Below are 21,758 nucleotides of genomic sequence, written 5' to 3'. Positions count from 1 at the left end.
GATCGGGTTGCCGGCCAACGGCCGGCACTACCGAAGAGGCGGCGGCGCGGTGAGGCGCCGCCGCGGCATATCAACTGCGGGCGAACGCCAGCAGGTCGGCGTTGAACTGGTCGGCGTGGGTCACCGTCAGGCCGTGTGGGGCGCCGGCGTAGACCTTCAGTTCGGCATTGGCGATGATCTGCGAGGACAGCTTGGCCGAGGCATCGAACGGCACGATCTGGTCATCGTCGCCGTGTACCACCAGCGCCGGTACGTCGATCTTCTTCAGATCCTCGGTGTAGTCCACTTCTGAAAACTCGTGCACGCAGTCGTACTGGCCCTTGACGCCGCCCAGCATGCCCTGCAGCCAGAACGCATCGCGCATGCCCTGGGTGACGCTGTTGCCATCGCGGTTAGCACCAAAGAACGGCGTGGTCAGGTCCTTGAAGAACTGCGAGCGATCGCCGCCGGTGCCCTTGCGGATGCCGTCGAACACCTCCAGCGGGGTGCCCGCCGGATTGCCGGCGGTCTTGAGCATCAGCGGCGGCACGGCGCCGACCAGCACCACCTTGGCCACGCGCTTGCTGCCATGGCGGCCGATGTAGTGCGCCACTTCACCGCCACCGGTGGAATGGCCGACCAGGATGGCGTCCTTCAGGTTCAGCGCTTCGATCACCGCGGCCAGGTCGTCGGCGTAGGTGTCCATGTTGTTGCCGTCCCAGGTCTGGCTGGAGCGGCCGTGGCTGCGGCGGTCGTGGGCGATCACGCGGTAACCGTTCTGGCCCATGAACAGCATCTGCGGGTCCCAGGCATCGGCGGACAGCGGCCAGCCATGGGCGAACACGATCGGCTGGCCGGTTCCCCAGTCCTTGTAGAAGATACGAGTGCCATCGGCGACGGTGACGTAATTGCTCATTGCAGGTTCCTTGGCGGAAGGGAGGAGGGCGCCGGGCGGAGTGCCGGGCCCTGGGCAGTACAGCGCAGCACCGCGCGGGTGGCTTGCACCGGTGTGCCGGATTGCTGCCGGCATGACGCCTCTCGCTCTGGCGCACAGGCGGTCCGGCACCGACGATGGCGGCCGGGCCATCGGGGTGCGGATCGGATGCTGAAAACCTGCGCATTGCTGCTGCCGGGCCTGTTGCTGGTCGCGAACGTGCAGGCGCAGACCAACGTCTACAAGTGCGTGGACGGACCGCATCCGGTCTACCAGCAGACGCCCTGCCAGGGCCGGGCCGAGTGGCGTTGGGAGGTCGCGGCCGAACCCGGGCCATCGTCGGGTGCGGCGGTGACGGAGAGCAGGGAGAGCCGGCCGAAACCGGCTGCGATGCCGCCTCGGCGTGCACAGGCGGCGCTGATCGCGATCAGTTCCGATCCCGTCGCCTGTGATCGCGCTCGCCGGCAACGGCAGGCGGCGCTGGCCAGGCGCGCCCGGTTGGATCTGGTGCAACGGCGCCAGCTGGATGATGCGGTGTACGACGCCTGCCGCTGACCGGAACTGATCGGAGGCCAGAAACGACAACGGCGCCCTGGGGCGCCGTTGTGCGAGGGGGCGAAGACCGGCGCTCAGCGACCGTCGCTGGCCGCAGCCGGTGCCGGCACGCTGTCCGGCTTGGGCAGGCTCAACTCCGGGTTGCCCTGTTCGGCCTGCAGGATCTGGATGCGGCGCTGCAGGGCGTCCAGCTGGCTGTTGGTGCTCTGCACGTCGGTGCTGAGGCTGACCGCCTGCTGCTGGGCCTGCTGCAGCGCGGCGCTGACCTGTGCCGACTGCGCCTGCTGCTGTTCCATTTCCTGCTGCAGGGTGCGCAGGCGTGCCTCGTTGTAGGCCACCAGACGCTCGGTGTAGCGCTTGCCTGCTTCAAGGCGGGTGGTGTCGATATAGACCTGCGCGAGCTGCTCGGACTGCTGCGCGAACGTGCGGTAGACGCGCTCGGCATTGTCCACGGCGTCGGTCTTGATCACGCGCCAGAAGTTCTTTTCCTGGAACAGCGCGACGTAGTAGGTCAGCGTGCTGGCGTTGAACAGCAGGCTGGCGCCGTAGTTGCCGTTGTAGGTGGTGCGCAGCTCGGTCAGCTGGCGCGCATCCATCAACTGCTTGAGCTCATCCACGGTGTTGCGCACGACCGGTGCAGTGCGGGCCGCCGGTTCTTCCGTCGCAGCGGCGCGGTCGCCACGGGCCGCCATGGCCGCCGGTGCCACCAGCATCATGGCCACGGCCAGCACTGCCGCGCTGCGCGCGTGCCGGGCGAAGACCGCGCCCCCTGAAGTTTCTCGCATGTCTAGACCATCCACGGGTGAAGTGTGGGTTGAGATGAAGGTGGTTCCCCGCCGGGAGTCTAGCATGGGTACGGGCGCCGCCAAGGGCGCCCGTCACGGCTCAATACACCAGTTGCGCAGCGCTGCACTGGATCGATTGCACGTTGACATCGGTGCGGCCCAGCTCCAGCCCCAGCACATTGGCCAGCAGGTTGGTCAGCAGCGTGCCGACGCTGTTGAGGACCGGCTTGAGTGCGGCCAGCACCGGCTTGAGCAGCGTGCACAGCAGGCCGCTGCAGCTGACGGTGCCGTCGGGATTGGTGACGCCGCTGCCGCCGGTGCCGTCGAGGAAACCGGCCGGCGCGGTCTGGATGTAGGAGGCCAGGTTGTTGCGCACGCAGCCGTTGTAGTCGATCAGGTTGCCGAGCAGGCTGTCGCAGCGGTTGATCAGCAGGCCGCCCACCAGGGAGCCGAGCAGGCCGTCGAGGACGCCAAGCCCCTGACCGGTCACCGTCACCTTGAACGCATCCCAGACCGGGCCGTCCTTGTGACAGGTGGCCAGGTTCAACAGTCCGCACGCATAGGGCAGCCCACCGGGTACGTTCCAGCTGTTGAGCGGCGCCAGTTGCCGGCTGGGGTCTCCGTCGCGCAGCAGGGGAATCAGCTTGTCCACGTCATAGCGGGTGTTGGGCGGGAAGGTGGCCTGCAGATAGCGATCAGCAAGCGCCTTGGCGGTGTCGTTGGCACTCATGCCCTGCTTGGGTGAACTGAGCATGCCCGACAGCACGCGCAGCAGTTCATTGACCAGGTCGGAGACCGCGTTGCCCAGGGCCAACGGATTGATCTGGGTCGAGCCGGTCTCGCCGGCAGCCAGGGTCAGGCTCTGCGAGCTGGTCAGCGCCGGCAGGGTGATCTTGTCGGTGATCAATGGCTGGCCGAGCAGTTTCAACAGCTGCTCGTTCTGCAGCGTGGCGTCGCAGACATTGCTCTTGGAGAAGCGCTGCGCGGGCGCAACATTGCCCACGCAGGCGCGCAGCACCGAAGAGTCCACCTGGATGGTTGCCTTCTGCGGGCTGGCGCCGCACTGTATGCCGGTCAGCGTGCCCATCGCGTTGGCGACGTCCACGTGCAATGGCAGGTGCAGTCGCGTGCCCAGCAGATTCAGCAGCGGGCCGAGCGCGAACAGATTGTTGCTGTCCACATCCACCATCAGCCGCACCTGGGCGTTGTAGGCGCGGGTGCCGACGCCGCCCATCGCGATCGACGGGGGTTCGACCACGCCTGCCTGCACGTTGATGCCGAGCAGGTTCAGGCCCTGCACGGTGACGGCGTTGCCGGCGTTGGCGATGGAGATGGCGGTGGTGACCAGATTGAGAACGTTGATCTGTGATTCCAGCGCGCTACCGACCGTACCGTCGGGCGAGACGACCTCGGCGAACAGACCGCCGCCGCCGGACTGGCTGCCGAGCACGATGTTGAGCTTGTTGATGTCCAGCTGGGTGGCGACCAGATCCGACAGCGCCCGCAGCTGCAGGCCGACCGTGGTATCGCGGCCGACCACGGTGGCGGTGGCGTCGACCAGCTGCGCCAGCGAGATCTTGTTCACCGACAGCAGTCGATTGAAGTCGGCCACGCTGAGGTTGGCGGTGACCGGGATGTTCAATGCCTTCAACAGACCCGACGGGGTGACGTTGGCCTGGGCCAGGCCGTCGTAGGACAGCACAGTGGCGTTGGTCACATCCAGGCCGACCATGCGCAGGGTGGACAGCAGCAACGAGTCGCCCTTGGTACGCAGCAGCTGCGAGCCGACCGCGAACACTGCGGTGGGTTCGGAGCGGCGGGCCACCGCCTCCACGCTGACCGTGGGCAGGCTCGTGTTCTGGCCGAAGAACGGCAGCACGCTGCGCTCGGCGACAACCTGCACGGCATTGCGCGGGTTGCTGGCGTCCACGGTGGCGGCAAAACGATTGCCGGTGCCGCGGCTGGCGCTCCAGTTGCCGCAGCGGATCTGCAGTGTGCCGGCGAAGCCGTTCTGGGTTACCGCGCTCTGGCGTGCGGCGCTGTTGTCGCTGTTGTCCGCGCTGCACAGTTCCAGACGTTGCGCGCCGGCCAGCGCGGCCAGGTCGGCCACCTTCTGTGCATCACGCTTGGCCCAGAAAAGGTAGCCGATCTCGATCAGGCCGAGCATGGCCAGCATCGACAGCATGACCAGCATCATGGTGATCGACATGCCGCCGCGTGGGCGGTTGAAGCTGAACTGGCGGGGGCGTCTCATGGCCTACCTCAGCGTCCGGATGAGGATGCGTCCTTGGACCTGGCGACATCGGTTTCGAAGAAGTCGGGAATCTCGTGTTCGAAGCTCTTCAGGTAACGGGCGTAGCTCAGCGTGGCCTGGTCGCCGAGGATCGGCAGCCGCTGCCCGGCGCGCTGCCCGGACGCCTGCAGGCGGAACAGGTTGCGCGTGGTGTCGCCGTCGCGCAGCGGCTCGCGGGCAGGCGCGGGCAGGGGGCTGTCTGCGGCCTCGGCCAGCGGCGCCGGCGCCATGGCCGGCGGCGGCGCGGCCGGTGTGGCCGGTGCGGTCAGATCCACCGTTGCCACTGTTTCGGCCTGCATCGGCTGCGGAGTCGGTGCCGGAGCCGGAGCCGGAGCCGGAGCCGGGCCACCCAGCATCTGCCCGGTCAGCGGCGGCTGCTGGGCGTGTACGACGCTGGCGACCAGTGCACACGCCAGCGCAGGCAGCAGGCGTCGAATCAGAGGCGTCGCGGTCATGGCGTATTCCCAGTTGTGGGGGTGGCGGTGCTGAAGCGTTCCAGCATCGAGGGGGGCAGGCGCTGCGGATCGCGCGTGTCGCGCTGCTCACGGCGCGGTTCGGCGGCGAACCGGGTGCTGCTGCCGGCACGCTCGGGTGCGGCAGCGGCGATGGCACGGTCGGGTGCCGTTGTTTCTGTCGCCACAGATGTGCTTCGCTGTTGCAGGCGCAGACGGATCTGCTGGGCCTGCTGCTGGATGCTGCGGCGGGTGTCCTCGTTGAGGTTGCCCTGCGCAACCAGGCGCTCGGCGGTGGCGCTGTCGCCGCGCAGTACTGCCCAGAGCGCCAGGTTGGCGGTGGCCTTGGCGTTGCCGGGCGACAGTTCCAGCGCCTTGGCCAACGGCTCGCGGGCCTGCTCGAACCGGCCCGCACGCAGGCGGGCGTAGCCGAGATCGCCGAGATAGTCGGTATTCAACGGTTGCAGCTGGGTGGCGCGTTCGAGCGCCTGTTCGCTGCCGGCATCATCGTCGCGACGGGCGGCGATCAGGCCCAGCCCGTGCGCGGCCGCCGCCGCCTGCGGCCCGCTGGACAGCTCGCGATACAAGGCGATGGCAGCATCGGCCTGGCCGGTCTCGCGCAGCGCGTCGGCCTGCAGCAGGCGCAGTGCCGGGGGATCTCCATAGCGTTGGCGGAACGCATCGACGTGGGCCAGCGAGGCATACCAGGCGCCCTGCTGCTGCATGCGCCCGATCAGCTCCAGGTAGGCGTTGCGGCTGTCCTGCGGGGCGGGTTCGGGGGCGGCCAGGGTGGGCGCACGCAGGTACTTGGGCGTGGTCGAGGCGCAGCCGCTGGCCAGGGTGGCCAGGCTGAAGGCAAGCAGGCAGGTGGTGCGCAGGGCAGGCATCAGGCAGATCCCATCTTGGACATGGTGGTGGCCAGCGCAACCAGCGCCGGACCGGCGAGCACCAGCATCAGGGCTGGCAACAGGGTCAGCATCATCACCACGGTCATCTTCACCGACAGCTTGCCGACCTTCTCCTTCAAGGTGTTCCGGCGCTGCTCGCGCAGGCGGATGCTGAACTGCCGCAGCGGCTCCTGCACCGCGCCGCCGTGCGCATGCACCTGCAGGATCAGCTGCATCAGGCTGGCCAGGTCGTCATCGCCGTAGACTTCGCTCAGCCGCCGCAGCGACTGCGCGCGGGTGCGCCCGTGGGTGTAGGCCACATTGGCGTCCTGCAGTTCACCGCCCAGCACCGGCAGTGCATCGCGCAGCTTGTCGCCCAGCGTCTGCAGGCTCTGGTCCATGCTGAACCCCACACCCTGCAGCAGGCGCAGCAGATCGATCAGCAGCGGCAGTTCGTTGTCGACCGCGCGCCGGCGCCGCTTGACCCACGAAGACAGCACGAACTTGGGCAACAGCAGGCCGGCGGCAAGTGCGCCGATCACCACCATGACCTTGCCCAGGCCCTGCGCATCGCTGAAGGCCAGTGCCAGTGCCAGTACCAGCAGCGCCAGCAGCAGGCGCAGGCCCAGGTAGATGGCCGTGCCGCGGCGGGTGTTCCAGCCGGCCAGGTCCAGCAGCAGGCGGTCCTCGTTGGCCAGCAGCGCGGCCTCCAGGCGGCCGCCACTGAGCGCACGGCCGAAACGTTCCAGCCAGCCCAGCGAATCGCGCCGCGTGGCCTCGGCCTCGCGGGTTTCGTCGCGCGGTTGCAGTGCGGTCTTCAGGGTGGAAGACGTGCGCTGTTCGCGGTCGCTGCGGATCCAGCCGGCGATGCCGAGCAGGGCCACGCCAGCGGCAAGTACCAGCAGCGAGAGCATGAACCAGACGCTGGCACTCATCGGGCACCCTCCGGGCGGCAGCAGGCGTTCATAGCGATTTGGCCAGTCGGTACAGCAGGAAGCCGCCGACCAGCTCCAGTCCCAGGGCGATCAGCAGCACTTTGTGGCCGAGCGGATCGTGCAGCACCGGCTGGAAGAACTCGGGGCTGGAAATGGCCATCAGTACCGCGCTGGCCGGCGGCAGCAGGCCAAGCACCCAGGCCGACATGCGCGTTTCGGAGGTGGTCGCCGCCAGTTCCTGCTGGGCCTGTTCAAGGTCGCGCATGAAGTCGCCCATGCGCTGCAGGATCTGGTCGGCGCGTCCACCGATGCGCACGCTCACACCGATCACCACCGCCAACACCTTCAGCACGTCCATGCGGTAGGGTTGCGCGGCCAGGCCCAGCGCTCGGTCCAGATCCATGCCGCTGCGGGCATAGCGCACCGTGGTGTCGAGCAGGCCGCGCAGCGGGGCGCTGGTCTGCATCGAGGCGACCTGGAAAGCGGCCTGCAGGCTGTTGCCCAGCGCAGTGAGGCGTACCAGGTTGTCGAGGAAGTCGGGCATCTGGTGCAGCAGCTGCGCGCGCAGCTTGGTGATCCGCCGCATCACCCACAGCCAGCAGCCAAGCAGGTACAGCAGCAGGGTCAATGGGAACATCCACGCTGTTCCCAGCCGCATCGCGGCGACCACCGACAGCACCACCCCGGGCACCACCAGCAGCAATGGCAGTTTCCAGCCCGGGGCCAGCCCAGCCCGTTGCAGCAGCCCATCCCAGGGCAGCCCACGGCGGCTGCTGGACGCCGGGCGGGCCGGATCGTTGGCAGCGCCGATGGACGCACCGGCCGGCACCGTGCCGGCGCCACTGCCGCGCGCCAGCTGCTGCTCGGTGTGCTGCAACGAGGCCTGGCGCTGCTCACGGCTGCTGGCCGTACCCCACAGCCATGCCGCCAGCGCCAGCAGCACCGAGATGATGCTCAGCACACCCAGCAGCAGGCCGGCACCCATGCTCAGAAGTCTCCGTACAGCGATTCGCGCAGCTGCTGCCGGAACGGCTCCAGCTTGTGCGAATGGGGATGGAAGCCAAGGCCGATCCAGCGATCGGTTTCGCGGCCCGTGCCGTCGATCTGGACTTCGTGACGGAACATCTCCTGGGTGGTGATCAGGTTGTCACTGACGCCGGTGATCTCGGTGATCGACACCAGCACGCGGCGGCCGCTGCCCAGGCGCGAGATCTGCACGATGAAGTCGATGGCGCTGGCAATCTGTCGGCGCAGGCTGTCCTCGCTGCCCTGGAAGCCGGCGAACCCGGCCAACATCTCGATGCGGTACAGGCAGTCGCGTGGCGAATTGGCATGGATGGTGGCCATCGAGCCATCGTGGCCGGTGTTCATCGCCTGCAGCATTTCCAGCACCTCGGCCCCGCGCACTTCGCCCACCACGATGCGGTCGGGGCGCATGCGCAGGCTGTTGCGCACCAGATCGCGGATGCTCACCGCACCCTGGCCCTCGGCACCGCCGATGCGGCTTTCCAGGCGCACCACGTGTGGATGGTTGAGCGACAGCTCGGCGGTGTCTTCCACGGTGATCACCCGCTCGTTGGCCGGCACATAGCTGGCCAGTGCGTTGAGCAGCGAGGTCTTGCCCGAGCTGGTGCCGCCTGACACCAGGATGTTGCAGCGGCCCAGGACCATGGCCTTCAGCAACGCCTGCATCGGGGCATCGAAGGTGCCCTTGGCGAGCAGTTCGTCAGGCGTGAACGGGTCCTTGCGGAACTTGCGGATGGACACCATCGGCCCATCCACGGCCAAGGGCGAGATGATCGCGTTGAGTCGTCCGCCGTTGGGCAGGCGCGCGTCGACCATCGGGTTGGAATCGTCCAGGCGGCGGCCGAGCGGGGCAAGAATGCGGCGCAGGATGCGCAGCAGATGCGTGTCATCGGTGAAGCGCTGCGTGGCACGCTTGAGCTGGCCGCCCTGGGAAACGTGCACATCCTTGAAGCCGTTGATCAGGATGTCTTCGATCGACGGGTCGTGCAGCAGATCGTCCAGCGGCCCGAAACCGGTCAATTCCTTGACCAGGCCCTCGGCAACCACCTGCATCTCCTCTTCGTTGATCGGGATGCGCCATTCCTGGATGAAGCCCACGGTCTGCACCTGCACCCAACGGGCGATGGTGTCCGGGGCCCACGAGTCGATATCGATGCGCTCGTCTTCGATGCTGTTGAGCAGGTGCTCATGCGCGGCCGACAGCACCTTCTGGTACTGCTCGGTCTGCGCGAACGGCAGGTGGCCCGGCGCACTTTCAGGCTGCATCGGGCGGGCCACGGCGTGCGGGAACGGAGTTACCTTGTCTTCCATTGCGATCCACCCAGAGCAAGGGAGAGTCTTTCCCGCAGGCCCTGTGCCTGGACCGGGCAGGCTGCCGGATCCAGGCGCGAGACCAGCGGGGCGAGGGCACGCAGATAAGGGTCGCGCGGTGCATCCTGCAGCAGCAGATGGCCCTGGCTGGCAGCCAGTCGTACACGCGGACGTTCGGGCAGGGTGGCCAGCAACGGAACCTCGAAGCGCCGCGCGATCTGTTCCGGGCTCATGCCGCTGCTGTCGTCATGGCGGTTGATCACCAGCTGCAGGCGCTTCTCACGCTCACGTTGTCCGGCCAGATGCTTCAGCGCCTGGTCCAGCGAAACCAGGGTGGCGATCGATGCGTCGGTGATGAGCCAGATTTCATCGGCCTGGTCCAGCAGCAACGGCGGCAGCTGCCGCAGCGGGCAGCCCCCGGCGTCGCACAGGACGCTGGAAAACACCGCGCGCAGGCGCTGCAGCAGCGCGCCGGGGTCGGACGGTGGCAACGCATCGCTGCCGCTGGCGCGGTCGAGCAGCACCAGCCCCGAGTCGTGGCGGGCCATCGCCGTGCGCGCGAGGGTGGCGTCGATGCGGCTGGCATTGCGCAGCGCATCCTCATAGTGGAAGCGGCTGTCCAGGTTGAGATACAGGGCCAGGTCGCCGGAGGGCTGTGCCAGTTCCACCAGCAGGCCATCCTGCTGCGCGCCGTCGCCCTGGGCCAGCGCACGGGTCTGCTGTGCCAGCACCGAAAGATGCGCGGCCAGGGTGCTGGTGCCGACTCCGGCGCGCACCCCCAGCAGCACGATCAGGCGTGCCTTGTGCGCGTGCTGCGCCACCGCCGCCGGGCGCGGCGAAAGGGCACGGCGCAGCGCCGCCTCGATGCCGGCATTGTCACTGTCCAGATCCAGCACATCGCGCAGGCCGGCGCGCAGGGCGATGACCACGCCTTCGACCTGGCCGGCACCGGTGGCCCCGACCGCCACCAGGGTCAGCTCCGGCTGCGTCTGCTGCAACTGCTGCGCCAGCACGCTGGACGCCGCCGCATGTTCGGGCCTGAAGTCCAGCAGTACCAGGCTTTGCGGACCGCGCTGCAGGTCCTGTGCGGAGGTCGGTGCGCCGCTGTCCTGCCAATGCAGGGTGGTGGTCGGTGGCAGCTTGGCCGCCAGCCGGGGCAGCAACTCGCGATCCATCCCGTACAGGACCAGGTTCATCGGCGGGCCTTGCGGATGCAGCGTCTGGGCGGTGGCGTAGGGCATGGGCGTGGGGTCGCAGGCATTGGGGAATCAGCGCGAGAAGCCCGGCACCGGGTCCCGGCTCACCGGGCCCAGCAGCCAGGCGCCCCACTCGGGCAGGTTCGGCTTGGCTTCGCGCTCGCCGGGCAGCGGCAGTTCGGTGTTGCGTGCCAGCGGCTGCACCAGGCGCGGGGTGACGATGATCACCAGTTCCTTGTCCTGGCGCTTGTAGTCGAAATTGCGGAAGAACGAGCCGATGATCGGCAGATCGCCCAGCAACGGGATCTTGTTGACGTTGGAGACGATGTTGGAGCTGACCAGCCCACCGATCACGAAACTCTCGCCATCACCCAGCTCGACGGTGGTGTCGGCGCGACGGGTGGTGATCGAAGGAATCTGCACGTTGTTGAGCACGATGGCGTTGCTGTAGTCCAGGTCGCTCGCCTCCGGTGCCACCTTCAGCGCGATGCGGTTCGGCGCCAGCACCGTGGGCGTGACCGTCAGGCCGATGCCGAACGGCTTGTAGGTGATGGTGGTGGTACCCAGGCCCTGCGGCTCCAGGATCGGCAGCTCGCCGCCGGCCAGGAAGCTGGCGCTCTGCCCGGACAGCGCAACCAGTGTCGGCTCGGCCAGTACGCGCGCCATGCCATTGCTCTGCAGCAGTTCGACGTCGGCGTTCCACAGGCCCTTGGTGGATCCGAACACCAGACGGAAGGCGGAGGAGATCGGCGAGCTGGCTTCGTTGCTGCTTTCGCCCTCGGTCATGCCGGGCAGCAGGCCGGTATTGCCCGGCAGCGTGGAGCCGGGGCGCGCGAAGCCGTAGGCGAAGCCGCCGTTGCGGTTCTGGAAGTTGATGCCGATCTGTTTCATGGCGGTCTTGTTGAATTCCACCACCTTCACTTCAACCTGCACGACCCCGCCGCTGCTGATGGTGGAGGCATCCACCAGCGCGCCGTCCTTGCCCAGCGCCATCGCCGCGGTCCGCTGCTCCTGCATGTGCGAAAGCATGCTGTCGGTGCTTCCCTGCAACAGGCCCTGCTGGTCCTGCTGGGTGAACAGCAGATCGTTGCCGCCGCTGCCGGCTGCACCCTGTACCGCACTCTGCACGCGCACCTGCACGCGCTGCGGTTCGGCCTGCTTGCGGTGCCACAGCAGCAGGGTGGTGGTGCCGGGCATCTTGCCCACCAACAGTGCCTGGCGCTGGCCGCGCAGCATCACCAGGTCGGCCACGCCGGGGTCGGCAATGGCGACCCGCTCCAGATCCGCCGGCAGGGTCCAGGGGCGCTGCTCGCGCGCCTGCAGCACCAGATCGTCGGCGGCCACGCTCGTTGCCGGTGCCAGCAGCACCAGCAGCAGGGCCAGCCAGCGCTGGCGGGTGGAGGGGCGTGGACTGCGGCGACGTTCGGTCATGGAGGCGCTCGATGCAGGTCAGAGGGAGCCGCGGGGCGTAGAGCTGTCGCCGCGGATGATTTCGATGCCCGACGCGCGCGGGGCGCTGCGACGTGGGGCCGGTGCGCGGGCGGGGCCATCGTTGGTGGTGCGCGCCGGAGCGGCGCTGCGACCGGCCAGCGCATCGCTGTCCAGGCCCGCGAAGGCATGGTTTTCCGGGCGTTGCAGCGCCAGCTGCTGCTCCGCATCCAGCCCGCGCATCGGATCGATCACACCACGCGACTGCGGAAACAGGGCGAGATCAGGCAAGCCGGTATCGGCGGGATTGCGCAGCGCCAGGAACAGCTTGCCCTGCTGGGCGCCCAGCAGCAGCCGGTTGGCATCGGCCACCGGCACGGCCAGCACCGCGCTGCGCGCCGGTTGGGTGGCTTCGCTGGCACTACCGTGGCTGCTGGTGCTGCCGCTGGTGATATCGGCCGCGCGCGGGTCGTTGCGGGCGTCGGTACCGCTGCTGTCGGCGACCTCGGTGGCGACGGGTGCGATGTCCTGCTGGCCGTAACTCAGCACGCGCAGGCGCGACAGCAGCAGACGGGTCTGCGCGGCCTCGCCAGGGCTGCTGACGTTGGGCTGGGCATTGCGCAGGTTCAGGAAGACATCGACGAAATCGCCCGGCAGGATGCGGTTGCCCGCGCCGACCAGCTCGTCCACCGGCACCGCAAGTGCGCGCTCGCCGGGTCGCAGCTGCAGCGAGAAGCCCTGCGCCAGTGCGCTGCCGCTGATGGCGGTGCCTTCGGCGATGTCCTGCACGGGAACCTTGCCGACCACGGCGGCCAGGGAGGTGGCCGCACCGGCCACCGGCGTGGTGCGTTGCGCCAGGCGCAGTCCGTTGGCGGTGATCGGTTCACCGGCGGGCAGGCGGGCCACGGCCTCCACCACGGTGATCGTCTCGGCCGGGCCGTGCGCGGTCGGCGTGACCGTGGCAGGCGCATCCGGCTTGCGCCCGATCATGAAGGCGATCAGCGCCAGCAGCACAGCCAGACCGATCAGGCCGATGGCAGCGATGCGGGTCAATTTGAGCATGGATGCGTCTCCTGTACCGATCGTCAGTTGCCGCTGCCGAGGTCGAGCTGGGCGACCGCAACGCTACGGATGGGCGCCCGCATCACCCACTTGTAGAGCGTGGCGGTGCCGGGCAGAAAAGGGGATGCGGCATAGTCGTAGCTGACGGTCACTGTCATGCACTGCGCCGTGGCGAGGCCTTCGCAGGGGGCCTGCGCCGAAACCACGATGGCGTTGCTGCCGCCGTTGCTGCAGTCAACCGCCTGCCTGGAAAACTGCAACAACCATTGCATCGAGGTGCGCGCCGCCACGCAGGCTGCGGTGCGGCGCTCGCCCGCAGTGCCGTAGCGCAACGACGCCCGGGCCCCTTCCGCCGAGGCGGTGGCCAGGGTCTGCTGCGCGGCCATGATCATCACGCCGGAAAAGGTGAACAGCAGCAACGGAAGCAGGCCGAGCATCAGCATCAGTGCGAATTCGATGCTGACCACGCCACGTTGCCGACGAGGACTGCGCCTGCTCATGACACGTCTCCGTAGGTGCGTACCAGGACCCAGCCGATGGCCGACAGTGCCAGGTACGCGGCATAGGGAATGCCGCGCCGTCCCTGGCGGGCGGCCAGCATGTCGCGCAGCGCCGGGTGCGACTGCCACTGCGCGCTGGCGCGGTCGACCTGGCCCTGCAGGCCCAGCGGCAGGGCGGCGCCGAGCTGCCGCGAAACCAGAATGAGTACCGCATGCAGGCCCGCGGCCAGGCTTGCAGCGATCCAGACCGGCAGCAATGCCTGCCAGCCCAGCATCAGCCCCAGCACCGAGAAGAACTTGACGTCACCTGCCCCCATCCAGCGCATGGCGTAGTACGGCAGCAGGGCGACAAGGCCGAGCACCGCGCCGGCGACGTGGGAACCCCACGGCAGGCGCGGTGCGCTGAACTGGCCGGCGATGATCAGTGCAATGGAGATCGCGCACGCCGCCAGCAGCCAGGCGTTGGGCACCCGACGGGCATACAGATCGCTGATGGCGATCCGCAGGCTTACGCCGATGGCCAACAATCCCAGCAGTGTCATCGCACACCCCATCGTCCGTCACTGGACGGTCTGTCCAAGGCCCAAGTCTTCGCGTGCGGGCCAAGGCCCGCGACCTGTGCGCCGACGCACTACTTGGGTGCGGAGCCGGAGGCCTTGGTGGCGAGCGCGGACAGGTTGTCGAACAGGGTTTCAAAGAAGCCCTTGATCTTGTCGTTGCCGACCGCGATCAGGACGCCGGCGATCACCGCGGCCAGCAGCCCGTATTCGAGTGCGGTCACGCCGTCTTCTTCTTTCAGGAACCTGCGGATGGAAGCGTTCATGACGGTTGTCTCCCTCTACCTGTCTTCGACAGGACACCTGCGTTGGGCGGTGGCCCGGCTCCGCCGGGATCGTCCGTGGACCTCCGCACATCCTGGCGGAGGAGGCACTGCGGGCAACGGCCCGCTGTGCTCAAGCAGGGTGATCGGCTCCAGATGGGACACCCTTCGCGCGCACCCTGCCGCGCAGCGCCGGGCCGCGGGTTGGAAGGTCGTGCGATCGGTGCATGGTCATGCTGTCCCCCTGGGTGTGGCCGCTTCCGCGCGGCCCGATCACCGTGATATCGACTTTGCCTGAATGGCGGTGCGCTGCAACCGGAACCTATATGCAAATTCGGCAGAAAATGCCCGGCTCTTAAGTCTTCATACTGTTTGTGTGACGCAAATCCGTTTTCCGCCAAAACGATTCATCGATGTGTAGATAATGTGCCGCATGGTTTTCGCATGCGAAAATCATGCCAATGGCGAAGACATTTTCTTCACCTGTGTATCGATTTTGTTCAATGCCGTTCATGGGTTTACCGGCGTGGATTATCGGGCATACTCGTATTCAAGGTGCAGTAGTTACCCGGATGGTGTTTGCCGCATCGGCGGCAGCCAGCCCGGCAGCAGTGGCGGTTCCAGGAACGCTGCGCGCCCTGTCAGGCAGTGGGGGCCGCAACGCAATGCGGATCAACGGGGGACAACACTGTCATGGTCGATGGTGGGGTGGGAGACAGCGGCGACGGCGACCTGCGGTCGATAGACCTGGCGACGTTGAGCGGCGTGCTTCGCGTATGTGATGTCGAGCTCCTGCTGCTCGATGGCAACGGGCCGCGGGCGGCATTCGTTTCGCGCGTACACGAGGAAGCCCTGTTCTGCAGCATCAGCTGCGGGTTCCATTGCCGCGGCCGCTTCATGCTGCCGCCGGACTGGGCAATGCTGGGCTACCTGCACGCCACCGACGAGACGCTGAGCTGGTGCCACGGCGTGCCGCTGACCACCGGCATGGCGCTGACCGTGATGCCCGAAGGCATCAGCGAGTTCACCCTGAGCCCGGGCACGCACATGACCCTGATGCTGGTGCCGGTGGCGCGCGTGCAGCGCAAACTGACCGAGCTGAGCCTGCGCAACACGCCGCCGGCCGGCCAGGCACTTTCCCTGTTCAATCTGCCCAGCGAAACGGCGCCGCTGGCACGCCATTACCAGCAGCTGCACCTGGAGCTGGGGCAGGGCGCCGGCCTGCAGCCTGAGGAAACCGAGCGCCTGCTGCATGAGCACGTGCAGGCACTGCTGGCGGCCGGCAGTGCTGATCGCCCGGGTTGCAGCCGTGCCCGACGCACGCATTATCTGATTGCGCAGCGGGCGGAGAACTTCATGCGGCTGAACCTGCGCCGCAATATCTACATGAACGAGATCTGCGATGCCGCTGGCGTCAGCGAGCGCGGCCTGCGCTATGCCTTTGAAGATCTGTTCGGAACCTCACCCAACCGCTACCTGTCGATGCTGCGGCTGTGCGCGGCCTGCCGCAGCCTGTCGATGGCTGATTCCAGCCGCCGCTCGGTCAAGGCCATCGCACTCAGCTGCGGCCTGTGGGATCTCTCGCGCTTCGCCGACAATTATCGGAAGGTATTCGGCGAGCTGCCACGCGATACCCTGATGCGCGCGCCCGCGCAGATCGGCCAACCTGCCTGAGCCAGGTGTATCAAGGGTTCCCGGCGGGTTTCTGCCGGAAATGCCCATCTGCTTGCCGATAGCGTTGCCGCTTCTGCATAACCGGCTGCCGATTCCGGCCGTGGATTTGCCGGAATGCGCGATTGCCGTGCCGGATTGAAGTGCGCGCCCGCCGTGACAACCGCTGAAATGTCAGTCACCTGCCTAGCGGCAAGTCCACTGTCATTCCAGCTGTTCGTCTACGGGGGAAATGCTCATGAACCGCATCTACCGGCGTGTATGGAACCGCCAGCTCAATGCTCTGGTTGTGGCCTCGGAACTGGCCACCGGCGATAGCGGCGGCAGCGCCGCGCGTGATCCGCGCGCCTTCCTGCTGATGCCCACCACCCTGGCGCTGGCACTGCTTTGCGCGCTGGCCAGTGGGCACGCAGGCGCATCGGAAACCAATCAATCGTTGCGCGATCTACAGGCGCTGGCCGCCAAGTACGCACAGCCGATGCCGGTCAAGATCGACGCGGAGGTGGCCTTGGCCGCCGCAGCCCGGCAGGCGCAGAGCAGCCCGGCGATCAGCGCCGATGCGCGTGTCGGCCTGCAGCTGAACACCGCTTCGTTGCCGGTGGTGCGCGACGTCCTGCCGGCCAGCGTGGAAGTGAAGCTGTCGGCGAACCAGGCACCGCGCCAGGTGCCGGTACCGGGTCTGGCCGCCGACGTGCGGGCCACTGTCGGCGTGGGTCGTGCGGTGGCTGCGTCGGCCGGTGTCGACGCCTCGCTGGGCGCGAAGACGGGTGCGGCCGCACGTGCTGGCGCCAAGGTGAAAATTGCCGGCAATCCCATCGCCGCGATCGACACCGGGGCCCAGCTCCGGGCCGATGTCGGCAGGCCTGCCGACGGTTCGCCGTCCGGCCTGAAGGCGGCGGTCGGCGGCGACGCCGATGCGCGCCTGGCGTTGGCCGGGCACACGATCAGCGGACAGGGCCAGGCCAAGGCGGTGGTGGCCGCTGCGCTGCCGGCCAAGGAAGAACTGCCGGGTGAAACGCACGATCGCGCGATCCGTGCCGCCTTCGACACCGGCGTTGCCGGCAAGGTGCGCGTGCAGGCGCCGGACGGGCAGGAAGTGGTGGCTGATCGCAATCTCAAGCTGGCCGGGCAGGCCACCGTTGCCGCGCAGAACAGCGCGCTGGGCGTGGGTGGGTTGGTCAACGGCGGCGTAGCGGCCGTCGGCCACGCAGTCGGCGCAGTGGGCGGTGCCTTGAATGGCACTGTCGGCACGGTCGGAGGCGCGCTGGGTGGCACCTTGAACGGTGCAGTCGGCACGGTCGGCGGTGCAGTGGGCGGAACCCTCAACAACACCGTGGGCGCAGTGGGCGGTGCCTTGAACGGCACTGTTGGCACCGTGGGTGGTGCGGTGGGCGGTGCGCTCAACAACACGGTCGGCGCTATTGGCAGCACTGTCGGCGCCGTCGGCGGTGCAGTGGGCGGCACGCTCAACAACACAGTGGGCGCAGTTGGCAGTACCGTCGGTGCAGTTGGTAGCACAGTGGGCGGCGCGCTGAATGGTACCGTCGGTACCGTGGGTGGTGCCCTGGGTGGCACGCTCAACAACACGGTCGGGGCTGTTGGCAGCACTGTCGGTGCTGTAGGCGGCGCAGTGGGTGGAACCCTCAACAACACCGTCGGCGCCTTGAACGGCACCGTTGGCACCGTGGGTGGTGCCGTGGGCGGCACGCTCAACAACACGGTTGGCGCTGTTGGCAGCACTGTCGGCGCTGTCGGCGGTGCAGTGGGCGGAGCCCTCAACAACACCGTGGGCGCAGTGGGCGGCGCCTTGAACGGCACCGTTGGCACCGTGGGTGGTGCGGTGGGCGGCGCGCTCAACAACACGGTCGGCGCTGTCGGCGGCGCAGTGGGCGGCGCCTTGAACGGCACGGTTGGCACCGTGGGTGGTGCCGTGGGCGGCACGCTCAACAGCACGGTTGGCGCTGTCGGCGGTGCAGTGGGCGGAGCCCTCAACAACACCGTGGGCGCAGTGGGCGGCGCCTTGAACGGCACGGTTGGCACCGTGGGTGGTGCCGTGGGCGGCACGCTCAATAACACAGTGGGTGCAGTCGGCAGCACCGTCGGTGCTGTCGGCGGCGCAGTGGGCGGTGCCTTGAACGGTACCGTCGGCACCGTGGGCGGCACGCTCAATAACTCAGTGGGTGCAGTGGGTGGGGCCGTTGGCGGGACCTTGAACAACGCGGTCGGCACGGTCGGCACGACCGTCGGTGGCGTGCTCAATGGCACGACGGCCGGCGGCCTGGGCGGGCTGCTTGGCAACACCCTCGGCAATGTCGGCGGTGCCGTGGGCAATCTGCTCAACGGCAATCTCACCGGCACCGTCGGCAATCTCGGCAGTGCCGTGGGTGGCCTGGTCGGTGGCACGCTGAGCGGCCTTGGCCTGACCAAGCCCTCCGCGATTCCGCCCACCAGCCCGAAAGCCCCGGCTGCGGCCGACCCGAACGCGGGCCTGATCATCGGCACCGGTGGCCTGGTCGGCAATGTCGGCCAGCTGATCGGGCCGACCACCACCAGCCTGTTCGGCGGCAACGGCTATCTGAGCAACGGCAACCTCAAGCTCAGCAATGCCAACGTGATGCAGACCTACTCGACGGTCAACGTGCTGGGCCTGCCCGTGGTCAACCTGTCGCCGGTCGGCAGCACGCTCAATGGGCTGGGCGGCGCCGTCACCGGTGGCAGCTCGCACCTGACGCTGATCGGTGGTGTCACCTCCGACAGCTACATCTACAACATCAACAACGGCAATCCGGGTGGCCTGCTGGGCCTGCTGCTGCCGAAGGATTCGCCGGCCTGGGCCGCCAAGTGCCTGGATATCGCCCTGGCCGACATCTCCTGCTGGGCGGTCAATGCCGCGCAGGACTACCAGGTGCTGATGGGCGATGGCGCCTTCGCCAACGGCTCGAAGGAAGTGGTGATCGGTGCCAACGCACGCCACGAGCTGCCCAAGGTCGATGCCAACGTGGCCTTCCCCGGCGATGGCGTGAATGATCCGAGCAACCCGACCGGTGTGCCCACGGCCGACTATGCCGCGCGCATGGGCCATTCGGTGATCGTCGGCGACAGTGCCGTCGGCACCGCCAACGGCCAGACCCTGCTGGGTGCCGAGTCCACCTCCAACCAGGCCAATTCGGTTGCCCTGGGCTACCGTTCGGCGGCACTGCGCGGCGCACAGGCCAGCTACACCGCCTACGGTCTGACCGCTCCCCAGGTCTCCGCCGGTGAAGTCTCGGTGGGTACGGCCGGTGGCGGCGAACGCCAGATCACCAATGTTGCTGCCGGTAGTGCCAATACCGATGCAGTCAACGTGGTCCAGCTGAAGGGCGCGATCAGCCTCATCAACGATGTGGCGGCTGCAGCGGTGACCTACGACCTGGATGGCGCGGGTAATCCGAACTATCGCCGCGTCACGCTCGGCGCCGGTACCGGCACCACCACCATCGGCAATCTCGCTGCGGGTGCGGTAACCGCGGGCAGCCTGGAAGCCGTCAACGGAGGGCAGCTTGCGGCGACCAACACCGCCATCGCCAGCTTCTTCGGCGGCCGCGCTGCGTTCGATCCGGCCAGTGGTGCCTTCACCGCGCCGCTGTTCGAGATCAGCACGATCTCCACCACCGGTGCCATTGCCAAGGGGTTGTACGAAAACACCACCGATGCCTTCGCGGCGGTCGATGGCTCGCTGGTCAACCTCAATACGCAGATCACCGACATCCGCAACGGCGGCACCAAGTACCTGCGGGTGAACTCGACCGGTACCGAGGCACTGGCAACCGGCACCGATTCGATCGCGGTCGGCACCAATGCCCGCGCCACCGCCGCCAACAGCATCGCGGTCGGCGCCGGCAGCCTGGCCGACCGTGCCAACAGTGTCTCGCTCGGTGCAGCCGGTGCCGAACGCCAGGTCACCAACCTGGCCGCCGGTACCGCAGCCACCGATGCGGTCAACGTTGGCCAGTTGCAGGCCTCGGAGCAGGGCGCGCTGCGCTATGACCTCAATGGCGATGGCAGCGTCAACTACGCCAGCGCCACGCTGGGCCAGAGCGGAACGGCCACCACCCTGCGCAACCTCGGCCCGGGCCAGGTCAGCGCCACCAGCAGCGAAGCCATCAATGGTGCGCAGCTGTTCGCCGCCAACCAGGCGGTGGCCACCCACCTCGGTGGCGGCGCGGCGGTCAATGCCAGCGGCGTGCTGACCGCACCCACCTATACCCTCAACAACATCGCGGCCAACGGCAGCATCAGCCAAGGCAGCTACAACGACGTCGGCACCGCCTTCGATGCAGTGAGCAACTCGCTGGCCAACGTCGCCGACCAGACCGGCGAGATCGACAAGCTGGCGGTGAAGTACGACGTCGATGGCAGTGGCAACGTGATCAACAGTGTCTCGCTGAAGGGCACCGGCACCGGTGCGGTGAAGGTGACCAACGTCGCCGCCGGCAGCATCCTGGCCGGCAGCAGTGATGCGATCACCGGCGACCAGCTGTTCAGTACGAACAGCACCGTCGCCAACTACTTCGGTGGCGACACGGCCTACAACGGCACCACCAACGTGTGGACCGCGCCGAAGTTCAGCATCTCCACCATTGCGACCGACGGTACCTTCAGCACCGGCGACTACAACAATGTCACCGCCGCCTTCACTGCGGTGGACGGCTCGCTGAGGGTGCTCAACCAGCGCATCACCAACGGTGGCACCAGTGCCTACCTGGCCGTGAACTCGACGGCTGCGGCGGCAACGGCCGCCGGCGCCGAAGCGGTGGCGGTGGGCCCGCAGGCCAGCGCCGCCGGCGCCAACAGCGTGGCGGTCGGCAACGGTGCCAGCAGCAGTGCGGGCAACAGTGTCGCGCTGGGTGCCGGATCGGTGGCCAGCGTGGGTGCGCAGAGCGGCTACACCGCCGCCTATGGCCAGGCCGGTGCCAGCAACTCGGCCGGCGAAGTGTCGGTGGGCAGCACCGGCAGCGAGCGCAAGATCACCCATGTGGCCGATGGTTCCGATGACCACGACGCCACCAACGTCGGCCAGCTGAAGAATGGCGTGAACTACGCCATCGACCAGTCCAAGTCCTACACCGACCAGAAGATCCAGAACATCACCAACGTGGCCGGCAGCTTCCGCGCCAACAACACCAGCAACCTGGCTGATCCGTCCGCCAGCGGTGCCAACTCGGCCGCCGGTGGTGCAGGTTCCACCGCAGCCGGAGCCAACTCGACCGCGCTGGGCAATGGCTCGCAGGCGCAGGCCGACAACTCGGTGGCGCTGGGTGCAGGCTCCGTCGCCAACCGGGCCAACACGGTCTCGGTCGGCGCCAGCGGGGCCGAGCGCCAGGTGGTCAACGTGGCCGATGGCAGCCAGGCGACCGACGCGGTCAACGTGCGCCAGCTGCAGGCATCGCAGCAGGGCACCCTCCGCTACGACACTACCGTCAACGGTGCTACCAACTACAACAGCGTCACCCTGGGCAGCACCAACAGCGGCCCGACCACGGTGCGCAACGTCGCCGCCGGTACCGCGGGCACCGACGCGGTCAACGTGGACCAGCTGAAGTCGGGCATGGCGCAGACCCTGGACTGGTCGAAGGCCTACACCGACGAGCGCATGGGCGGCTTCGAGCGCGACCTGCGCAAGACCGACAACCGTGCCTCGGCCGGTATCGCCTCGGCGATGGCCACTGCAGCGCTGCCGCAGCCCAGTGAAGCGGGCCGCAGCATGGCCTCGATCGCGGCCGGCAGCTACAACGGTGAGTCCGGTGTCGCGCTGGGTATCTCGGGTGTCTCCGAGGGTGGGCGCTGGATCTACAAGTTCAGCGGCTCGACCAACAGCCGCGGCGAGGCCGGTGTGGCCGTCGGCGCCGGCATCCAGTGGTGATCCCCGCCGCCGGGCCGCAGAG

The 21,758-nt window shown here is 67.9% G+C and carries 17 protein-coding genes; 3 read left to right on the top strand and 14 right to left on the bottom strand.

What is annotated here, in order from left to right:
- Window positions 1-70: 70 nt before the first annotated feature.
- Window positions 71-895: an alpha/beta hydrolase gene (locus C9412_RS06190; RefSeq protein WP_107230820.1), complete on the bottom strand. Its 825-nt coding sequence runs from the start codon at window positions 893-895 to the stop codon at window positions 71-73.
- Window positions 896-1,081: 186 nt separating this feature from the next.
- Here C9412_RS06190 and C9412_RS06185 point away from each other — a divergent pair, with 186 nt between their 5' ends.
- Window positions 1,082-1,468 carry a hypothetical protein gene (locus C9412_RS06185; RefSeq protein ID WP_107230819.1) on the top strand — a complete coding sequence of 129 codons (387 nt, stop codon included), beginning with the start codon at window positions 1,082-1,084 and terminating at the stop codon, window positions 1,466-1,468.
- A 74-nt stretch (window positions 1,469-1,542) separates the two neighbouring features.
- On the opposite strand, the gene C9412_RS06180 is transcribed toward C9412_RS06185, so the two are convergent.
- From C9412_RS06180 to C9412_RS06120, 13 genes are all read right to left on the bottom strand, one after another.
- Window positions 1,543-2,253, bottom strand: coding sequence for a DUF2968 domain-containing protein (locus C9412_RS06180; RefSeq protein WP_107230818.1), 711 nt, complete (start codon window positions 2,251-2,253; stop codon window positions 1,543-1,545).
- Between the two features lie 100 nt (window positions 2,254-2,353).
- Window positions 2,354-4,507 (bottom strand): TadG family pilus assembly protein, encoded by a 2,154-nt coding sequence (locus tag C9412_RS06175; RefSeq protein WP_107230817.1) that lies wholly within the window; start codon window positions 4,505-4,507, stop codon window positions 2,354-2,356.
- A gap of 8 nt (window positions 4,508-4,515) precedes the next feature.
- Entirely contained in the window at window positions 4,516-5,001 is a 486-nt protein-coding gene (locus C9412_RS06170) for a DUF3613 domain-containing protein (protein ID WP_107230816.1), read from the bottom strand.
- Window positions 4,998-5,885, bottom strand: coding sequence for a hypothetical protein (locus C9412_RS06165; RefSeq protein WP_107230815.1), 888 nt, complete (start codon window positions 5,883-5,885; stop codon window positions 4,998-5,000). Before C9412_RS06165 ends, C9412_RS06170 begins: the two co-directional genes overlap by 4 nt.
- Window positions 5,885-6,820: a type II secretion system F family protein gene (locus C9412_RS06160; protein WP_107230814.1), complete on the bottom strand. Its 936-nt coding sequence runs from the start codon at window positions 6,818-6,820 to the stop codon at window positions 5,885-5,887. The genes C9412_RS06165 and C9412_RS06160 overlap by 1 nt, the downstream gene beginning before the upstream one ends.
- 28 nt (window positions 6,821-6,848) lie before the next feature.
- Window positions 6,849-7,805: a type II secretion system F family protein gene (locus C9412_RS06155; RefSeq protein WP_107230813.1), complete on the bottom strand. Its 957-nt coding sequence runs from the start codon at window positions 7,803-7,805 to the stop codon at window positions 6,849-6,851.
- Window positions 7,806-7,807: 2 nt separating this feature from the next.
- Complete coding sequence (locus C9412_RS06150) at window positions 7,808-9,157, bottom strand: CpaF family protein (protein ID WP_107230812.1); 1,350 nt, start codon at window positions 9,155-9,157, stop codon at window positions 7,808-7,810.
- Window positions 9,142-10,398: a fimbrial protein gene (locus C9412_RS06145; protein ID WP_107230811.1), complete on the bottom strand. Its 1,257-nt coding sequence runs from the start codon at window positions 10,396-10,398 to the stop codon at window positions 9,142-9,144. Before C9412_RS06145 ends, C9412_RS06150 begins: the two co-directional genes overlap by 16 nt.
- Before the next feature lie 27 nt (window positions 10,399-10,425).
- Window positions 10,426-11,784: a type II and III secretion system protein family protein gene (locus C9412_RS06140; protein ID WP_107230810.1), complete on the bottom strand. Its 1,359-nt coding sequence runs from the start codon at window positions 11,782-11,784 to the stop codon at window positions 10,426-10,428.
- 18 nt (window positions 11,785-11,802) lie between these two features.
- Window positions 11,803-12,843 carry a Flp pilus assembly protein CpaB gene (gene cpaB, locus C9412_RS06135; RefSeq protein ID WP_107230809.1) on the bottom strand — a complete coding sequence of 347 codons (1,041 nt, stop codon included), beginning with the start codon at window positions 12,841-12,843 and terminating at the stop codon, window positions 11,803-11,805.
- Between the two features lie 23 nt (window positions 12,844-12,866).
- Window positions 12,867-13,343, bottom strand: a complete 477-nt coding sequence (locus tag C9412_RS06130; RefSeq protein WP_107230808.1) for a TadE/TadG family type IV pilus assembly protein — start codon at window positions 13,341-13,343, stop codon at window positions 12,867-12,869.
- Window positions 13,340-13,885: a prepilin peptidase gene (locus tag C9412_RS06125; protein WP_107230807.1), complete on the bottom strand. Its 546-nt coding sequence runs from the start codon at window positions 13,883-13,885 to the stop codon at window positions 13,340-13,342. Before C9412_RS06125 ends, C9412_RS06130 begins: the two co-directional genes overlap by 4 nt.
- 89 nt (window positions 13,886-13,974) lie before the next feature.
- The gene (locus C9412_RS06120; RefSeq protein WP_107230806.1) at window positions 13,975-14,166 is read right to left on the bottom strand and encodes a Flp family type IVb pilin; all 192 of its coding nucleotides are present in this window, start codon (window positions 14,164-14,166) and stop codon (window positions 13,975-13,977) included.
- Window positions 14,167-14,856: 690 nt separating this feature from the next.
- Between C9412_RS06120 and C9412_RS06115 the strand changes: the two genes are divergently transcribed.
- Together C9412_RS06115 and C9412_RS06110 are read left to right on the top strand one after the other, a co-directional pair.
- On the top strand, window positions 14,857-15,837 hold the full coding sequence (locus C9412_RS06115; protein ID WP_107230805.1) for a helix-turn-helix domain-containing protein: 981 nt from the start codon (window positions 14,857-14,859) through the stop codon (window positions 15,835-15,837).
- Between the two features lie 235 nt (window positions 15,838-16,072).
- On the top strand, window positions 16,073-21,736 hold the full coding sequence (locus tag C9412_RS06110; RefSeq protein WP_107230804.1) for an ESPR-type extended signal peptide-containing protein: 5,664 nt from the start codon (window positions 16,073-16,075) through the stop codon (window positions 21,734-21,736).
- The last annotated feature ends 22 nt before the right edge of the window (window positions 21,737-21,758 follow it).

It is taken from the genome of Stenotrophomonas sp. Nf1 (assembly GCF_003028475.1).
In the GTDB taxonomy this organism is placed as follows: domain Bacteria; phylum Pseudomonadota; class Gammaproteobacteria; order Xanthomonadales; family Xanthomonadaceae; genus Stenotrophomonas.
This window is presented reverse-complemented; position numbering and strand designations above follow the sequence as displayed.